At 70.7% G+C, this 13,046-nt stretch carries 18 protein-coding genes; 8 read left to right on the forward strand and 10 right to left on the reverse strand.

What is annotated here, in order from left to right:
- Positions 1 to 95: 95 nt before the first annotated feature.
- Positions 96 to 683 carry a PAS domain-containing protein gene (locus ACIBCK_RS07055; protein ID WP_399388861.1) on the forward strand — a complete coding sequence of 196 codons (588 nt, stop codon included), beginning with the start codon at positions 96 to 98 and terminating at the stop codon, positions 681 to 683.
- Positions 684 to 740: 57 nt separating this feature from the next.
- Here ACIBCK_RS07055 and ACIBCK_RS07060 read toward each other — a convergent pair whose 3' ends face one another.
- The 7 genes from ACIBCK_RS07060 to ACIBCK_RS07090 all read right to left on the reverse strand — a co-directional run bounded on the left by ACIBCK_RS07060 (position 741) and on the right by ACIBCK_RS07090 (position 5,464).
- On the reverse strand, positions 741 to 1,079 hold the full coding sequence (locus ACIBCK_RS07060) for a MerR family transcriptional regulator (RefSeq protein WP_367039466.1): 339 nt from the start codon (positions 1,077 to 1,079) through the stop codon (positions 741 to 743).
- 372 nt (positions 1,080 to 1,451) lie between these two features.
- A complete protein-coding gene (locus tag ACIBCK_RS07065) occupies positions 1,452 to 1,760 on the reverse strand; it encodes an SCO5918 family protein (protein ID WP_399387510.1) in 309 nt (102 codons plus the stop codon).
- A 46-nt stretch (positions 1,761 to 1,806) separates the two neighbouring features.
- Positions 1,807 to 1,986 (reverse strand): hypothetical protein, encoded by a 180-nt coding sequence (locus tag ACIBCK_RS07070; RefSeq protein ID WP_399387512.1) that lies wholly within the window; start codon positions 1,984 to 1,986, stop codon positions 1,807 to 1,809.
- 94 nt (positions 1,987 to 2,080) lie between these two features.
- Positions 2,081 to 3,610, reverse strand: coding sequence for a DEAD/DEAH box helicase (locus ACIBCK_RS07075; RefSeq protein ID WP_399387513.1), 1,530 nt, complete (start codon positions 3,608 to 3,610; stop codon positions 2,081 to 2,083).
- 299 nt (positions 3,611 to 3,909) lie between these two features.
- The gene (locus tag ACIBCK_RS07080; RefSeq protein WP_361840963.1) at positions 3,910 to 4,113 is read right to left on the reverse strand and encodes a cold-shock protein; all 204 of its coding nucleotides are present in this window, start codon (positions 4,111 to 4,113) and stop codon (positions 3,910 to 3,912) included.
- 302 nt (positions 4,114 to 4,415) lie between these two features.
- On the reverse strand, positions 4,416 to 4,874 hold the full coding sequence (locus ACIBCK_RS07085; protein WP_399387516.1) for a PRC-barrel domain-containing protein: 459 nt from the start codon (positions 4,872 to 4,874) through the stop codon (positions 4,416 to 4,418).
- A complete protein-coding gene (locus tag ACIBCK_RS07090; protein WP_399387518.1) occupies positions 4,871 to 5,464 on the reverse strand; it encodes a PRC-barrel domain-containing protein in 594 nt (197 codons plus the stop codon). The genes ACIBCK_RS07085 and ACIBCK_RS07090 overlap by 4 nt, the downstream gene beginning before the upstream one ends.
- 379 nt (positions 5,465 to 5,843) lie before the next feature.
- On the opposite strand from ACIBCK_RS07090, the gene ACIBCK_RS07095 reads away from it, so the two are divergent.
- On the forward strand, positions 5,844 to 6,644 hold the full coding sequence (locus ACIBCK_RS07095) for an RNA polymerase sigma factor SigF (protein WP_399388863.1): 801 nt from the start codon (positions 5,844 to 5,846) through the stop codon (positions 6,642 to 6,644).
- A gap of 83 nt (positions 6,645 to 6,727) precedes the next feature.
- Positions 6,728 to 7,123: an STAS domain-containing protein gene (locus ACIBCK_RS07100; RefSeq protein WP_399387520.1), complete on the forward strand. Its 396-nt coding sequence runs from the start codon at positions 6,728 to 6,730 to the stop codon at positions 7,121 to 7,123.
- Positions 7,124 to 7,156: 33 nt separating this feature from the next.
- On the opposite strand, the gene ACIBCK_RS07105 is transcribed toward ACIBCK_RS07100, so the two are convergent.
- Positions 7,157 to 7,303: a hypothetical protein gene (locus tag ACIBCK_RS07105; RefSeq protein ID WP_399387522.1), complete on the reverse strand. Its 147-nt coding sequence runs from the start codon at positions 7,301 to 7,303 to the stop codon at positions 7,157 to 7,159.
- A gap of 270 nt (positions 7,304 to 7,573) precedes the next feature.
- Between ACIBCK_RS07105 and ACIBCK_RS07110 the strand changes: the two genes are divergently transcribed.
- From ACIBCK_RS07110 to ACIBCK_RS07125, 4 genes are all read left to right on the forward strand, one after another.
- Positions 7,574 to 9,082 (forward strand): FUSC family protein, encoded by a 1,509-nt coding sequence (locus ACIBCK_RS07110; protein WP_399387524.1) that lies wholly within the window; start codon positions 7,574 to 7,576, stop codon positions 9,080 to 9,082.
- Positions 9,083 to 9,258: 176 nt separating this feature from the next.
- Positions 9,259 to 9,993, forward strand: coding sequence for a GAF domain-containing protein (locus tag ACIBCK_RS07115; protein WP_399387525.1), 735 nt, complete (start codon positions 9,259 to 9,261; stop codon positions 9,991 to 9,993).
- Positions 9,965 to 10,357, forward strand: a complete 393-nt coding sequence (locus tag ACIBCK_RS07120) for a DUF2267 domain-containing protein (protein ID WP_399387527.1) — start codon at positions 9,965 to 9,967, stop codon at positions 10,355 to 10,357. Before ACIBCK_RS07115 ends, ACIBCK_RS07120 begins: the two co-directional genes overlap by 29 nt.
- Before the next feature lie 96 nt (positions 10,358 to 10,453).
- On the forward strand, positions 10,454 to 11,077 hold the full coding sequence (locus ACIBCK_RS07125) for a VanZ family protein (protein WP_399387529.1): 624 nt from the start codon (positions 10,454 to 10,456) through the stop codon (positions 11,075 to 11,077).
- Here the strand turns inward: ACIBCK_RS07125 and ACIBCK_RS07130 are convergent.
- Together ACIBCK_RS07130 and ACIBCK_RS07135 are read right to left on the reverse strand one after the other, a co-directional pair.
- Positions 11,034 to 11,456 (reverse strand): DUF6003 family protein, encoded by a 423-nt coding sequence (locus tag ACIBCK_RS07130; protein ID WP_367039438.1) that lies wholly within the window; start codon positions 11,454 to 11,456, stop codon positions 11,034 to 11,036. The genes ACIBCK_RS07125 and ACIBCK_RS07130 overlap by 44 nt on opposite strands.
- A gap of 27 nt (positions 11,457 to 11,483) precedes the next feature.
- A complete protein-coding gene (locus ACIBCK_RS07135; protein ID WP_399387531.1) occupies positions 11,484 to 12,338 on the reverse strand; it encodes an RNA polymerase sigma factor SigF in 855 nt (284 codons plus the stop codon).
- Positions 12,339 to 12,548: 210 nt separating this feature from the next.
- Between ACIBCK_RS07135 and ACIBCK_RS07140 the strand changes: the two genes are divergently transcribed.
- Complete coding sequence (locus ACIBCK_RS07140) at positions 12,549 to 12,983, forward strand: ATP-binding protein (protein ID WP_399387532.1); 435 nt, start codon at positions 12,549 to 12,551, stop codon at positions 12,981 to 12,983.
- Positions 12,984 to 13,046: the final 63 nt, after the last annotated feature.

Raw genomic sequence — 13,046 nt, forward strand, 5'->3', positions numbered from 1 at the left:
GATTGTGTAGTGGAGAACGACGCTCCGCTCTTGACTGCCCCGGAAGGAGCCGCCCCGTGGACTCAGCGGACTCCGTGCTGTGGCGCAACCGCGCCATGCTCCTCTTCAACCGCATCCCGATGCCGGTCGCGGTCTGCGACGCGAGCGGGGCGATCATCCTCGCCAACCCGGCGATGGCGGCGGAATGGGGCGAGACATCCGGAACCCTGCGGGGCCGCAACGTCCTGGAGCTGTTCCGTCCCGACGAGAAGACGCAGGTCCTGCGGATCGCCGAGGCGGTGCGGCTGCGGCACCGCTCGCGCTACCCGGTCGCGGTGCACTGGGCGGCGGCCGACGGGGTGCGCCGTCACGGCGAGCTGACGGCGGAGCCGGTGAGCGACACGGTCGACGAGACCCCCGGCCTCCTGGTGCTGCTCCGTGTCCTGGGCGAGGAACGCGCCCCCGCCGCCGCTCCGGCGCCCGCCGAAACCGCCACCGCGGCGGAGGCCCGGATTCTGGCCCTGCTCGCAGGCGGCGCCACCACGGCTCAGGCCGCCCGCGACATGGGCCTCACCACGGACGGCGTCACCTACCACCTGCGCCGCCTGACCGAGCGCTGGGGCGCGGCGAACCGCACGGAACTGGTGGCGAGGGCGTACGCGTTGGGGGTTCTCGCCCCGGGGGTATGGCCTCCGGTCGCGTGAACCGGGCCCGCCGGGGGAGTGGCTGCTACTGGCGCCCGACGGGAGGGGGCAGGCTCATCAGGTCGGGCTTTCGCTCGACTCCGTCGCGCCGCGGCGGTACTCGGCGTTGATGCGCTGAGCCTCCTCCAGCTGGTCCTCGAGGATGACGATGCGGCAGGCCGCCTCGACCGGGGTCCCCTGGTCCACCAGTTCGCGGGCGCGAGCGGCGATCCGCAGTTGGTAGCGGGAGTAGCGCCGGTGTCCGCCTTCCGAGCGGAGCGGCGTGATCAGTCGGGCCTCGCCGATGGCCCGCAGGAAACCGGGAGTGGTACCGAGCATCTCGGCGGCCCGCCCCATGGTGTAGGCGGGATAGTCGTCGTCGTCCAGACGACCACTGAGTGGGGTATCTGCTGTCATGTCACCTCGTTATGCGAACGCGTCGAGGGGCCTTGGCGCCGTACGGCACCAAGGCCCCGAAGGAAATTCAACACCATCTGTCGGCCCTGATGCTGCGCCGACCTCTTGTTTTCGCCGTCCGGCCCTGCCTGATGGCGTCTGCTTCCCCCGATTTCCCTCTGGGTCCACAGCTGCAAGAGAAAGCCTAATCATGCGATCGCCCAATGTCTACTTTCGCGAGGGTAGATTTTATGCGCTGCTGCGGCGGGTGCATGCGGCGGGTGCATGCGGCGGGTGCATGCGAGCGGGCAACGCGAAGAGGGCCCCGCCGGCACGTGCCGGCGGGGCCCTCTTCGCAGTTCTGGTGTCGCGTGTCGTGTGCCGCGTCTCCCGCTACACGGGAGTGGCGGCGCCGAGCATGGCCGACGCCGTCTGGAGCGGGGTGAGCTCGCGCGGGGCGGCGTCCTCGGATGGGGTGCGGCAGGTGAAGCCGAGCAGCGTCATGGCCCGGGTGACTTCCCCGGCGCTGAAGTCACGACGGTCCTGCCGGGTGATCACCGCGCCCACCTGCTTGATGGGGTAGTGGCGGCGGCCGATGATGACGGAGTCGCCCGTGATGGGCTCGGGCTTGACGCCCTTCATCGTGTCCAGCACCCCGCTCTTGGTGAGGTCGAACGGGAAACGGGCGATGACGCAGCGCATGATGCCTCACAGGTGAGGAGATGGGACGGCTGACAGGGCGAGGCGCTCAACGCGAGAGGGCGAGAACGTCCCGTAGGCGGACCTGGTCCGTGTAGGCGGGGCCTTCGCGGACCGCGATGAGCCGGGCCCGTGTGATCAGGCCCGTGCACTGGTCGTCCTCGTCGCACAGGAACAGATGGCCGGCGTCCGCGCCGGCCATGACCGAAAGGGCCAGCTCTACGGTCATGTCGTCACGGACCTGCGGTCCGCCCGGTGTCTGAACCGGTGTCAAAGGTGCCTCCTGCGGGGGGGGATGGGTGAAACTGACGGTCGCGAAGGCTTCAGGCCGCCGAGGCCGACGGGCCCTGGGCGGGGCGGCGCGGAGCACGGTCGGTGCGCCGGTCCTGGGCGCTGCGGCTGCGGCGGCCCCGGGCCGAGGACGCACCGCCGCGCCGGGGGCGCTCCGCCGCCGGAATGGTGATGGTGACCGGGACGCCCGAAGGAGCCTGGGCGCCGGTGATACGGCTCAACTCCTCGTCACCGGAGCGCACTTGGGCCGTCTGCGGGGTGATGCCCGCGGCAGCCATCAGGCGGCTCATGTCGCGGCGCTGGTTGGGTGTGACCAGGGTGACGACACTGCCGGACTCTCCCGCACGGGCCGTGCGGCCGCCGCGGTGGAGGTAGTCCTTGTGGTCGGTGGGCGGGTCGACGTTCACGACCAGGTCGAGGTTGTCGACGTGGATCCCGCGTGCGGCGACATTGGTCGCCACGAGCACCGTCACATGGCCGGTCTTGAAGTGCGACAGGGTCCGGGTGCGCTGCGGCTGGGACTTGCCGCCGTGCAGGGCCGCGGCGCGCACACCGCTGTTCAGGAGGTGCTCGGTCAGTCGGTCGACGGCGTGCTTGGTGTCCAGGAACATCAGCACCCGGCCTTCGCGGGCCGCGATCTCGGTGGTCGTCTGGTGCTTGTCCGCGCCGTGCACGTGCAGTACGTGGTGCTCCATCGTGGTGACGGCGCCCTGTGAGGGGTCGACGGAGTGGACCACCGGGTCGTTGAGGTAGCGGCGGACCAGCAGGTCGACGTTGCGGTCCAAGGTGGCCGAGAACAGCATCCGCTGGCCCTCGGGGCGGACCTGGTCGAGCAGCGCGGTGACCTGGGGCATGAAGCCCATGTCGGCCATCTGGTCGGCCTCGTCCAGGACGGTGATGCCGACCTGGTTCAGCCGGCAGTCGCCGCGGTCGATGAGGTCCTTGAGGCGTCCGGGCGTGGCGACGACGACCTCCGCGCCGGCGCGCAGCGCACCGGCCTGCTTGCCGATCGACATGCCGCCCACCACGGTGGCGAGTTTCAGCCGCAGGGCGCGGGCGTACGGCGTGAGCGCGTCGGTGACCTGCTGGGCCAGCTCGCGGGTGGGGACGAGGACCAGGGCGAGCGGCTGGCGCGGCTCGGCGCGCTGACCTTCGGTACGGGCAAGCAGCGCGAGTCCGAAGGCGAGGGTCTTGCCCGAGCCGGTGCGGCCACGGCCGAGTACGTCACGGCCTGCGAGGGAGTTGGGCAGCGTCGCCCCCTGGATCGGGAACGGCACGCTCATGCCTTCGCGGCCGAGCGCGGCGAGCAGAGGCGCCGGCATCGCGAGCTCGGCGAACGTCTCGACGGCCGGGAGTGCGGGGGTGACCGTGACCGGCAGGGCGAACTCGCCCTGCGGTGCGGACGGTCGGCGGCTGTAGCCGCCCGAACGGCTCGGCCCGCCGGAGCGGCCGGAGGAGGACGGGGCGCCGAAGCGGCCCCCGCTCCTGCCGGAGCCTGACCCGGAGCCGTAGCCACCGGAGCGGGAGCGGGAAGAGCGGTCGTTCGTGCGTGCGCGGTTCATGTGGAACCTTCCTCGATGCGGCACGTACCAAGGAATTTCCGCGGCGAGAACGCAGCACGGAGAATCGCGAGAACGGGCCGGATGAAAAGCGTGAAGCGAATCCGGCCGGCGGCAGTGCTCTGCGAGGCGGATGCGCGGGAACGAGTGACGTTCCTGACAGGAGCGCGGTGCGCGCGAAACCAGTGAAATTCGTGCGCGCGGCAAACGCGTGGTCCTGGGTGATGTGGTGGTGCGGAAAATGCACGAGCTGGGGCCCGCACCCCAAGGTGCGGGCCCCAGCTGCGAAGTACGCGTGAGCGTCAGGCGGGAACGATGTTCTCGGCCGTCGGGCCCTTCTGGCCCTGGGCGATGTCGAAGTTCACCTTCTGGCCTTCCTGGAGCTCACGGAAGCCCTGGGCGGCGATGTTCGAGTAGTGGGCGAAGACGTCGGGGCCGCCGCCGTCCTGCTCGATGAAGCCGAAGCCCTTTTCCGAGTTGAACCACTTCACGGTGCCAATAGCCATGTCTTATCTCCTTCGGGGCAGTGCCCGGAGTCCGCACTGTGCGGACTCCGCGTCGCCGCGATGATTGCCCCGCCGGAAATGACCGGAAATACAAAAGTGCTCCCACCGGCCGAAAAAGGCGGTGAGGGCACTTGAAGTTTTTTGGGAACCACAACTGCAACTGAGATCGACAGTAGCACGGTGGGGCCGTCTCTGTGTGGTAGAAAATTCCGTTCCGGGTGTCGCGCAAGAAACTCTTAGAGCGCCTCGCGCTGATTTCTCGCACGGCCGGCACACATATTGGATCGCTCCAAACGCAGCAATCAGTCGCCGGGCGCCGGGGTGGGCCCCGCGCCGAGGACCAGGGCGTAGGAGCCGAGCCCGACCAGGCGGCTGCCGGGGACCTGCTCGCGTCCGACGTACAGATCGCCGATGCTGCCGGTTTCCGGGTCGAAGGTGACTTCGGTGAGGGTGCCGATGTCCTCGCCGTACTCGGTGAGGACCCGCTTGCCCAGCAGCCTCTTGTGCGCGCGGGAGTGCGAGCCGCCGCCTCCCGCCTCGGTCGCGGCGGCGGTGCCCGTGTCGACGATCACGGCGTCCGGCCCCATCCCGCGCACCTGTGACCAAGGGACGCTGTCGCCGCCGTTCTTCGCGTCCCGCAGGTACAGCTCCGTGATCCGGCGGGTCCGCGGGTCGATGCCGGCGCCGGCCATCTGCCCGACAGGGCGTGCGTCCTCCGCGCTGATGACCGGGTGCCCCAGGACCTGGCTGAGCAGCATCATCGGTCGTTCCCCTTCCGGAATGCCGTCTCGCCCGCGGTTCGGGTCCGGGTCCGGTCCCATGCCACGGCGAGCGCGGCGAGGTCGTCCACCGCCTGCCCGGCGAGCTGGGCCGGGATCACCAATGTCTCCCCGGTCATGGCCAGTTGACCGGGAGCAGGCAGGAAGGCCCTGCGTTCGTGGCGGCCCATCGCCTCGGTGGTCGCGATCTCGAAGCCGACCACCCGGCCGCTGGGGCCCCCTTCTACGACAGCGTCCAGCACCGTGCCCAACTCGAGGCCCCCGTCGCTCAGTACGCGGGCTCCGCGCACCTGGCCGGTGCCGGCCTCGCCCTTGTCCACCACCGCGTCCCTGGCCTGCAGGACCTCGTCGGAGGGGATCATCACCGCATCCGGTCCCAGCGCGTGAACGCCGGACCAGGGGAGGCTCTGTTTGAGGGGGCCGGACAGCAGCCCGCGGCCCGCCAGCGTGAAACCGGTGATCTGCCCGCCCGAGGCGTCGAAGACGGTGTCCTTGACCTGGGCCACCGCTTCCCCGCCGAGCGTGACCACCGGCCGCTTGGTCAGGTCGGCGGCGAGCATCAACGTGATCATCGAGCCCTCCCGCGTCCCGCGCGGCGGCCACGCCGGACCACGATCGCGCCGCCGCCACGGCGACGGGCCTGGGTCCCGAGGACCGCACCGGCCAGCAGGAGCAGTGCGACAAGCACCGCGGTCAGCCACATCCACCAGATCACAGCCGTCCACCTCCCGTGTCATCCCGCGGTTGTCCGAGTGCCCCGGAATGTGATCCCTATACGGAGGCGCGCGCCTCCTGTACGGAAGAACGCATTTCTCACGGAGAGTCAAGTCACGGGAATGTAACGGGACATGATGGGTAAGAGCCCGTGCACGGCGCACTCTCGCCCGGAGGGTGCCATCTGTCTCGGGAGTGACGACGGTGGCCTCGACGACCAGCAGCCCAGCACCCACGATGCCGCACGTCGAACGACATATCAGCGGCAGTCAGCGCACGGCTGACCTCCGGGCCCTCTCCAAGACGCTCTTCGCCCGCCTCGACGCGGTGGAGGAAGGGACGCCCGAACACTCCTACGTACGCAACTCGTTGGTGGAGCTGAACCTCAACCTCGTGCGGTACGCGGCACATCGGATGCGCCCGCGCGACGAGTCGTACGAGGACGTCGTGCAGGTGGGCACGATCGGTCTGATCAAGGCGATCAACCGCTTCGACCTCCAGCGGGGCGTGGAGTTCACCACCTTCGCGCTGCCGACGATCATGGGCGAGATCAAACGCTTCTTCCGCGACACCACATGGGCCGTACGCGTTCCCCGCAGGCTCCAGGAGCTCCGCCTCGACCTGGTGAAGGCCACCACCGACCTCGAACAGACCAAGGGGCACGCGCCGACCACGGCCGAACTCGCCGAACACCTGGACCTGGACGAGGCCGAGATCAGCGAGGGCCTCACCGCGGCGAACGGCTACACCACGGCCTCCCTGGACCACCCGGCCGACGGCGTCGACTCCGACGACACGCTGGCCGACCACGTGGGCTACCGCGACCCCGGGCTGGCCAAGGTCGAGGATCTGCACAGTCTGAAGCCGCTCATCGCCGCGCTGCCGGAGCGCGAACGCAGGATCCTGGCGATGCGCTTCGCCGCCGACATGACACAGAGCGAGATCGGTGCGGAGCTGGGCATTTCCCAGATGCACGTCTCGCGCATCCTCACCCGGACGCTCGGGCGGCTGCGGGTCGAGCTCCTCGACAAGAGGTAGCCCGCGGCAGGACGCGAGTCGCACCGAGCTGTTTCGGGAGAGGTCACTGGGTTGACCTCGGTACCATGGCTCATGGGGGTGCGATGTCCACTGAGACCCATCGCCTGACCATCACCGAGTCCGCGAGTTGCTCCGACTCCGCGGTACTGCGGGTCAGCGGCGAGCTCGACCAGTCATGCGAGGAGTACTTTCTGCGTACCCTCGGCGCTTCCGTCGAGGCCGGGCACCGGCATCTGGTCCTGGACGTGACGGCGCTGATGTTCTGCGACTCGCGCGGACTCAACTGCCTGCTCGCCGTGCGCTGGCTGCTCGCCCGCCGCGAGGGCAAGCTGCTGCTCGCGGGCGCCGGGCGCCGCCTCTCGGAAATGCTGGTGCTGACCGGCAGCACGGAACTGCTCCCCGTCCACCGCACGGTCGGCCAGGCCCTGCAGTCCCTCCCGGCCGACCAGCGCCCCCAGTGGCCGCCGACGGAGCCGTAGCCCCGCGCCTCGACGGCCCGAGCGGACGACCGCTCAGCGGCGGCCGCGGAACTTGCCCAGCATCCGCTTGGCCTGGGCCCGCTTCCTGGGGTCGGCCGAAGCCTGGCGGACCTGCCGGATCGTGCGCTGTCCCTGAGGGCTCCGGACGAACTGCTTGATGCGGTTGATGACTCCGGGCATGCCGACTCCTAAGACGTGAGAACCGCCGACGTACGACGGGATGCTCGGCGCGTACCCCCGTCCGCGGGACTTAGGCCACGGATGATCCGTTGGCCCTCTCGTGGTACTGCACTCGAACGCACGAGTGGGCCAATGGCTCAGTGAATCCCGTGCCGGTTGAGCCAGCAGGGCTCTGGATGATCTGATGGGTCTGTCGATGGCGCTGCGGATCCCCGCGGCGCCTTTTCCATGTGGGCAGGTCGAGAAGGACGCGGAAGGGGCGGGACAGCCGTGCTGAAGAGGGTGTTCGTGGCGCCGGATCCGGGGCGGGCGCGGTTGCGGTTCGCCGCTCGGGCCGTCATCGGCATCGCGCTCGCGGTGGCCGTGTGCGGTCTTGCCGGACACTCGCTCGTCGCGGCGATCACCGGTGGCCTCGCGGCGCTGCTGGCCCTGTTCACCGTCAGCGACTCGACGGTCCGGGGGCAGGCCCTCACCACGGCTCTGCTGCCCGTCGTCGGGTTTCCCGTCCTCGCTCTCGCCGCGGTGCTGCACGACGTGCCCGTGGCGCGGGACGTCGCCTTCCTCGGCGTGCTGGGCGCGGGCGTGTACGCCCGGCGGTGGGGGCCGCGCGGGCACTCGCTCGGCGTGTTCGCGTTCATGATGTTCTTCGCGACCCAGTTCCTGCACACGGGACCGGGGCAGCTGCCCGAGCTGTTCGCCGCCATCCTGCTGTCGCTGTGCGCCTCGTCGGGCGTACGGTTCGCCCTCTGGTGCTACGAGCGCAGGCTGCCGCCCGTAGCCGTGCCCGCCGTGCCGGGCGGCAGGGGCCTGGCCAGGACGACCACCCGGCAGGCGATCCAGGCGACGCTCGGCGGCGCCTTCGCGCTCGCCGCGGGACAGATCCTGTCGCACGAGCGCTGGTACTGGGCCGTGGGCGCCACCTGGTGGGTGTTCGTGAACACCGCGTCGAGCGGGGAGACGCTGGTGCGCAGCTTCCGGCGTGTGCTCGGCACGGTCATCGGCATCGGCGCGGGCTTCGTCCTCGCGCTCCCGCTGCACGGCGCGCCGGTGCCCTCGGCGGTCCTCGTCGCCGTCTGCGTCTTCGGGATCTTCTACACCGCCGCCGTCTCCTACACCTGGATGATGCTCGCGGTCACTGTCATGGCCGGGGTGCTCTACGGCCTGCTCGGGGTCCTGAACCCGGGGCTGCTCGCCCTGCGGGTCGCGGAGACCGGCGTGGGAGCGCTCGGTGCCGTCCTCGCCGTGCTCCTCGTCCTGCCCGTCACCACGCACGCCACGACGAACGCCTGGATCGAGCGCGCCCTGCGGTGCGTGCACCTCTGCACCGCCGAGGCAGCCGCCCGGCTCGCGGGATCCGCGAGCGCCGACCCGGCGCCGCGCGTCGCCGAGCTGGAGCAGCTCCTCGGCCGGGTGCGGTTCTCGCTCGCGCCCCTGGTGCACCCCTTCAGCCCGCTGCGGGCCCGCAAGGAACGCGCCCGCCAGGTGCTCGCACTGCTCGACGCCTGCGCCCGCGAGGTGCGCGGGCTCGCATCGATCGCCGCGGACCCCGAGGCCTCACACGACGACCGGCTCGCCGCCGCCTGCTGGCGCGTGGAGGCCGCCGTGGAGGCGCTCACCGCGCCGGAGCCCGCGCACGGCCCCGCCGCAGACCCCGTCACCCTGCCGCACCCCTCCGCCGTCGAGCCCGTCCTCGCCCATCTGCACGGTCTGGAGAAGGCGCTCGTCGAACTGGCCGAGCCGCTGCGCAGCCCGACCCGCACCCCCCTGATCGGGGCCTGAGCAGGCGTTTTTCCCTCGGTGTGCGACGCCGGATCGGTCCCGCCGCTCGCTCGCGCCGGCCGATGACTCCGAACGACGACACATGAGGTGGCTCATCGCGTGGTAGACGAACTTCCGCTCCTGGAGGCGCGCGACTGAGAGGGATGCTGACCATGCCGGAGGAATCACCGTCAATCGTGCATGACGTGTCGGTCGCGGCAGCCGTCGGCCGCCACGCGCTGCCGAACCGGCTCTGCACCGCGTTCACCCAGTCCCTCGGCGCGCAGCGTGCGGCCCTGTCCTGGCTGCCCCGGCTCGAGGACTGGCAACTGCTGCACGCCACCGACGAACCCGCCCTGCAGGCCGAGGCAGCGCAGTTCACCCGCGCCGACGGCCCCTCCGTCAGCGCGGCACTGGGGATGCAGCCCGTGTTCGTGCCGGACCTGCGCGACTACCCCTGCCGCACCGGGCCGCCCCTGGCGGAGGAACTGCCGGGCACCCGGCGGGTCCTGGCGCTCCCGCTGCACGACCGCCGGACACCGCTGGGCGTGCTGTGCCTCTACTACACCGAGCACACCGACGTGACCTCCCGCCACATCACCCACGCCCAGCGCGCCGTGAACCTGGCACTCGACGCCCTGCTGCGCTGGCGGCCCGTGCACGACGCGGGCAGCGGCTGCCGGCGCCCCGTGTGGACCACCAGCACGCGCGCCGCACGCTGGGAGCGCATCCACCAGGCGGCCGACTACGTGGCCGCCCGTCAGGAGTGCCCCGTCGCCGAGGGGTTGGCGTGGCTCCAGGAGGTGAGCGCACGCGACGGCCACTCCCTGCTCGACGTGGCCGACACCGTCCTGCAGCCCTCCCTCGCCCACCACGATGGCGAGCCCGAAGGAAGGATCGGCCATGAACCAGCCCGTGGAAGTGCTGCTTGACCGGGTCCAGGAACGCGGCGGATACGCCGAACGGCAGGAGGCCGCCGGAGCGGTGCAGGGCGTCCTCGAAGTCCTGGGGGAGCACCTGGTGGGGGACGACCGCACCGATCTCGCCCGCCTGCTGCCCCGCCAGTGCGGCCCCCTGCTCACCGCGGGGTCACCGGCGAGCGAACCCCTGACGCCCGCGGCCTTCGTCGCGGCGGTCGGCGCACGCGTCGACGTCGACGCGGGGCAGGCACGCCGCGCCGTCACCGCGGTGCTCGCCACCCTCGCGGAAGTCGCCGACGACGCCCTGCTGCGCCGCATCCTCACCCAGCTTCCACCGGGGCACGCCGGCCTCTTCGGCCGTACGGACCCCACATGATCCGCGAGACACACGTGACATGCCGCAACCGGAAGCGGGTCGACCGCTCATGCCGGGGAAGACGCACTCAGAACACTCCCTGAATGGAGGCTCGTGATGGCACGGACAGTTCCGCAGGGCAAGGAGACGAAGGAAGCAGGCGGCGCCGGCGCACCCGGCACACCCCCGCTCGCCGGGTGGGCACGCGCGATGGCCATGCTGCTCGCCTTCGCGGGGACGGTGGTCTTCGCCGTGCTCCTCGCCCGGCTGACGCTGGAACCCTCGGCCGCCTCCGAGCCCCTGACACACAGCAATCTGCGACCGGGCGACTCGATCCAGGACTATCTGGCGCAGCCCGCGTTCCGTGACACCGTCAAGCAGCTCGGCGGCAACATCGTGCTCGGACTGCCGTTCGGCATGCTGCTGCCGGTACTCGTCCCCCGCGCCCGGGGGCTCATACGGGTCATAGCCGCCACGGCGCTGGTGATGCTGCTCGTCGAACTCGCCCAGGGTTTCCTGGTCACCGGGCGGGCCTTCGACATCGACGACGTGCTGCTCAACACCACCGGCGCCGTGCTCGGTTACCTGCTGATCGGCCGCAGGCTCGGCCGTGCCGTGCACCCGCGCCGCAAGCATTGGTGGCACCGCTTCACGAAGCGGGACACCGCCGCCGGCCGGACACCGGCGCAGGACGGAGTCACGCGGTCAGGCGGCCGACGGTCTGCGGGTCGAGGCCGGTGAGGCGGGCGATGCGCGGGGCGGGGATCCCCGCGGCCAGCGCCCGGTGCACCAGGGCCTCCCAGTCCTGGGTCGTCTCCCGGAACTCCAGGAGCTCACTCTCCATGTCCGTGACGGACTGGGGCGCGCACTCCTGCTGCACCCGCAGCGCCTCCTCCTCGCTCAACGGCACCGGAAGACGCTCGGCGTCCTCGGGGATCAAGGCCTCCGCGTCGGCGGGCAGAATCCGGACGAGTTCGGAAGAGGCCGACACGTCGTGCGCCTGGAGCCAGCCGTGGACAGCCGGGGTCTGTGTGCACTCGAGGGCGCCCGCGGCGGCCAGTGCCGTGCCCAGACGGGGGTGCCGTTCGGGAAGCAGGAAGAGGTAAGCGTCATCAGCCATCGGGGGATTCGCCTTCTCGGTCGGACGTCAACGCGTGGTGAGCATGCCCTCGCGCAGGCGGGACAGCGTACGGGAAAGCAGGCGCGAGACATGCATCTGGGAGACGCCGAGGTGCTCGCCGATCTGTGACTGGGTGAGTTCGTCGACGAACCGCAGCCGCAGGATCTGCCGGTCGCGCTCGTCGAGACCGGCGAGCAGCGGCGCCAGTGCGTGGAAGTCCTCCACGAGCTCCATGGCGGGGTCCTCCGCGCCGATGAAGTCGGCGAGGGCCGCCTCACCCTCGTCGGTGTCGCCGTGGACGGCCGCGTCGAGGGACGTGGAGTTGTAGCCGTTGGCGGCCGTACGGGCCTCGATGACCTCGTCATCGGTGAGACCCATCAGCTCGGCGAGTTCGCTGACCCTGGGGGAGCGGCCGAGGCGGGTGCTGAGCTCCTCGGTGGCCTTGGCGAGTTCGACGCGGGCCTCTTGGAGGCGGCGCGGAACGTGCACGGCCCAGGAGGTGTCACGGAAGAACCGCTTGATCTCCCCGACGATGTACGGCACGGCGAACGTGGCGAACTGGACCTCGCGGGAGAGTTCGAACCGGTCGATCGCCTTGATCAGGCCGATCGTGCCGACCTGGACGATGTCCTCCATCTCGTCACCGCGGTGGCGGAAGCGCCCGGCGGCGTACCGGACCAGGGACATGTTCATCTCGATGAGGGTGTTGCGGGCGTACTGGTACTCCGGCGTGCCCTCTTCCAGTGTGGCGAGCCGGGAGAAGAACAGCTGCGACAGGTCACGGGCGTCCTGCGGCCCGACCTCCTGGGGAGAGACGATCTGCGGCAGCTCCGTGGTGCCGGAGTCCTTGGATGTGCCGGTAGCCGCTGTCGCCATGGTCATGGTGGTCCTCCCCGATCCGCCGGCCCTCCGTCGTCCCCCGACCAGCCGGTGGAGCGCACGTACCCGCACGTCCGCGCTTCATGCGCGTCGTTCTGCAACAAGATCCGTTATCTGCCGGGGCGTTACAGGGCCCGCATCGCGGGCATGTGAGCAATTCGGACAGCGGCCATCCCCTATTCGGACAGAGGCCACCCCGTACGAGGAGGGCTCATGAGGACGCACGGGACGCGACTGGACACCGGCCCCCCGGACCTGGACACGGGACCGACGGACGGTGCGGTCTTCGACAAGCGGCCGGAAGCTGTCGCCCACGCGCGGGACTTCGCCCGCGCCTTCGTGGACAGGCTCCGCCCGGCCATGGACCCACAGGACGTGGTGAGCGTCGAACTCACGGTGTCCGAACTCATCACCAACGCCGTACGGCACGCGCGCGGCACTTCGTGCTCCCTGCGTATGGAGGCGCAGCCGGACGCGATAGCGGTGACCGTCGGTGACGCCGACCCGAGGCCGCCGCAGGAGCGCGCGCCCGACCTGGCCGGAGGAACCGGCGGTTTCGGCTGGCCCATGGTCCAGCACATGGCCAGGGCGGTCACCGTGACCAGGGGCCCGAACGGCAAGACCGTCCGCGCCGTCCTGCCCCGCTAGCCGGTAGCCGCTAGCCCTGCCCACAGCAGCGCGCGGCGGACCCCGTGCGAGAGGCGTACGGCA

The organism is Streptomyces sp. NPDC051218 (genome assembly GCF_044455475.1).
In the GTDB taxonomy this organism is placed as follows: Bacteria; Actinomycetota; Actinomycetes; order Streptomycetales; family Streptomycetaceae; genus Streptomyces.

Excerpts from the sequence above, each read along its gene's own strand:
- ACIBCK_RS07060 (WP_367039466.1), bottom strand. The coding sequence starts at position 1,079 with ATGACAGCAGATACCCCACTCAGTGGTCGTCTGGACGACGACGACTAT.
- ACIBCK_RS07065 (WP_399387510.1), bottom strand. The coding sequence starts at position 1,760 with ATGCGCTGCGTCATCGCCCGTTTCCCGTTCGACCTCACCAAGAGCGGG.
- ACIBCK_RS07105 (WP_399387522.1), bottom strand. The coding sequence starts at position 7,303 with ATGCCCGGAGTCATCAACCGCATCAAGCAGTTCGTCCGGAGCCCTCAG.
- ACIBCK_RS07130 (WP_367039438.1), bottom strand. The coding sequence starts at position 11,456 with ATGGCTGATGACGCTTACCTCTTCCTGCTTCCCGAACGGCACCCCCGT.
- ACIBCK_RS07055 (WP_399388861.1), top strand. The coding sequence starts at position 96 with ATGCTCCTCTTCAACCGCATCCCGATGCCGGTCGCGGTCTGCGACGCG.
- ACIBCK_RS07125 (WP_399387529.1), top strand. The coding sequence starts at position 10,454 with ATGGCACGGACAGTTCCGCAGGGCAAGGAGACGAAGGAAGCAGGCGGC.
- ACIBCK_RS07090 (WP_399387518.1), bottom strand. The coding sequence starts at position 5,464 with ATGATCACGTTGATGCTCGCCGCCGACCTGACCAAGCGGCCGGTGGTC.
- ACIBCK_RS07070 (WP_399387512.1), bottom strand. The coding sequence starts at position 1,986 with ATGACCGTAGAGCTGGCCCTTTCGGTCATGGCCGGCGCGGACGCCGGC.
- ACIBCK_RS07095 (WP_399388863.1), top strand. The coding sequence starts at position 5,844 with ATGCCGCACGTCGAACGACATATCAGCGGCAGTCAGCGCACGGCTGAC.
- ACIBCK_RS07135 (WP_399387531.1), bottom strand. The coding sequence starts at position 12,338 with ATGACCATGGCGACAGCGGCTACCGGCACATCCAAGGACTCCGGCACC.
- ACIBCK_RS07080 (WP_361840963.1), bottom strand. The coding sequence starts at position 4,113 with ATGGCTATTGGCACCGTGAAGTGGTTCAACTCGGAAAAGGGCTTCGGC.
- ACIBCK_RS07075 (WP_399387513.1), bottom strand. The coding sequence starts at position 3,610 with ATGAACCGCGCACGCACGAACGACCGCTCTTCCCGCTCCCGCTCCGGT.
- ACIBCK_RS07100 (WP_399387520.1), top strand. The coding sequence starts at position 6,728 with ATGTCCACTGAGACCCATCGCCTGACCATCACCGAGTCCGCGAGTTGC.
- ACIBCK_RS07120 (WP_399387527.1), top strand. The coding sequence starts at position 9,965 with ATGAACCAGCCCGTGGAAGTGCTGCTTGACCGGGTCCAGGAACGCGGC.
- ACIBCK_RS07140 (WP_399387532.1), top strand. The coding sequence starts at position 12,549 with ATGAGGACGCACGGGACGCGACTGGACACCGGCCCCCCGGACCTGGAC.
- ACIBCK_RS07085 (WP_399387516.1), bottom strand. The coding sequence starts at position 4,874 with ATGATGCTGCTCAGCCAGGTCCTGGGGCACCCGGTCATCAGCGCGGAG.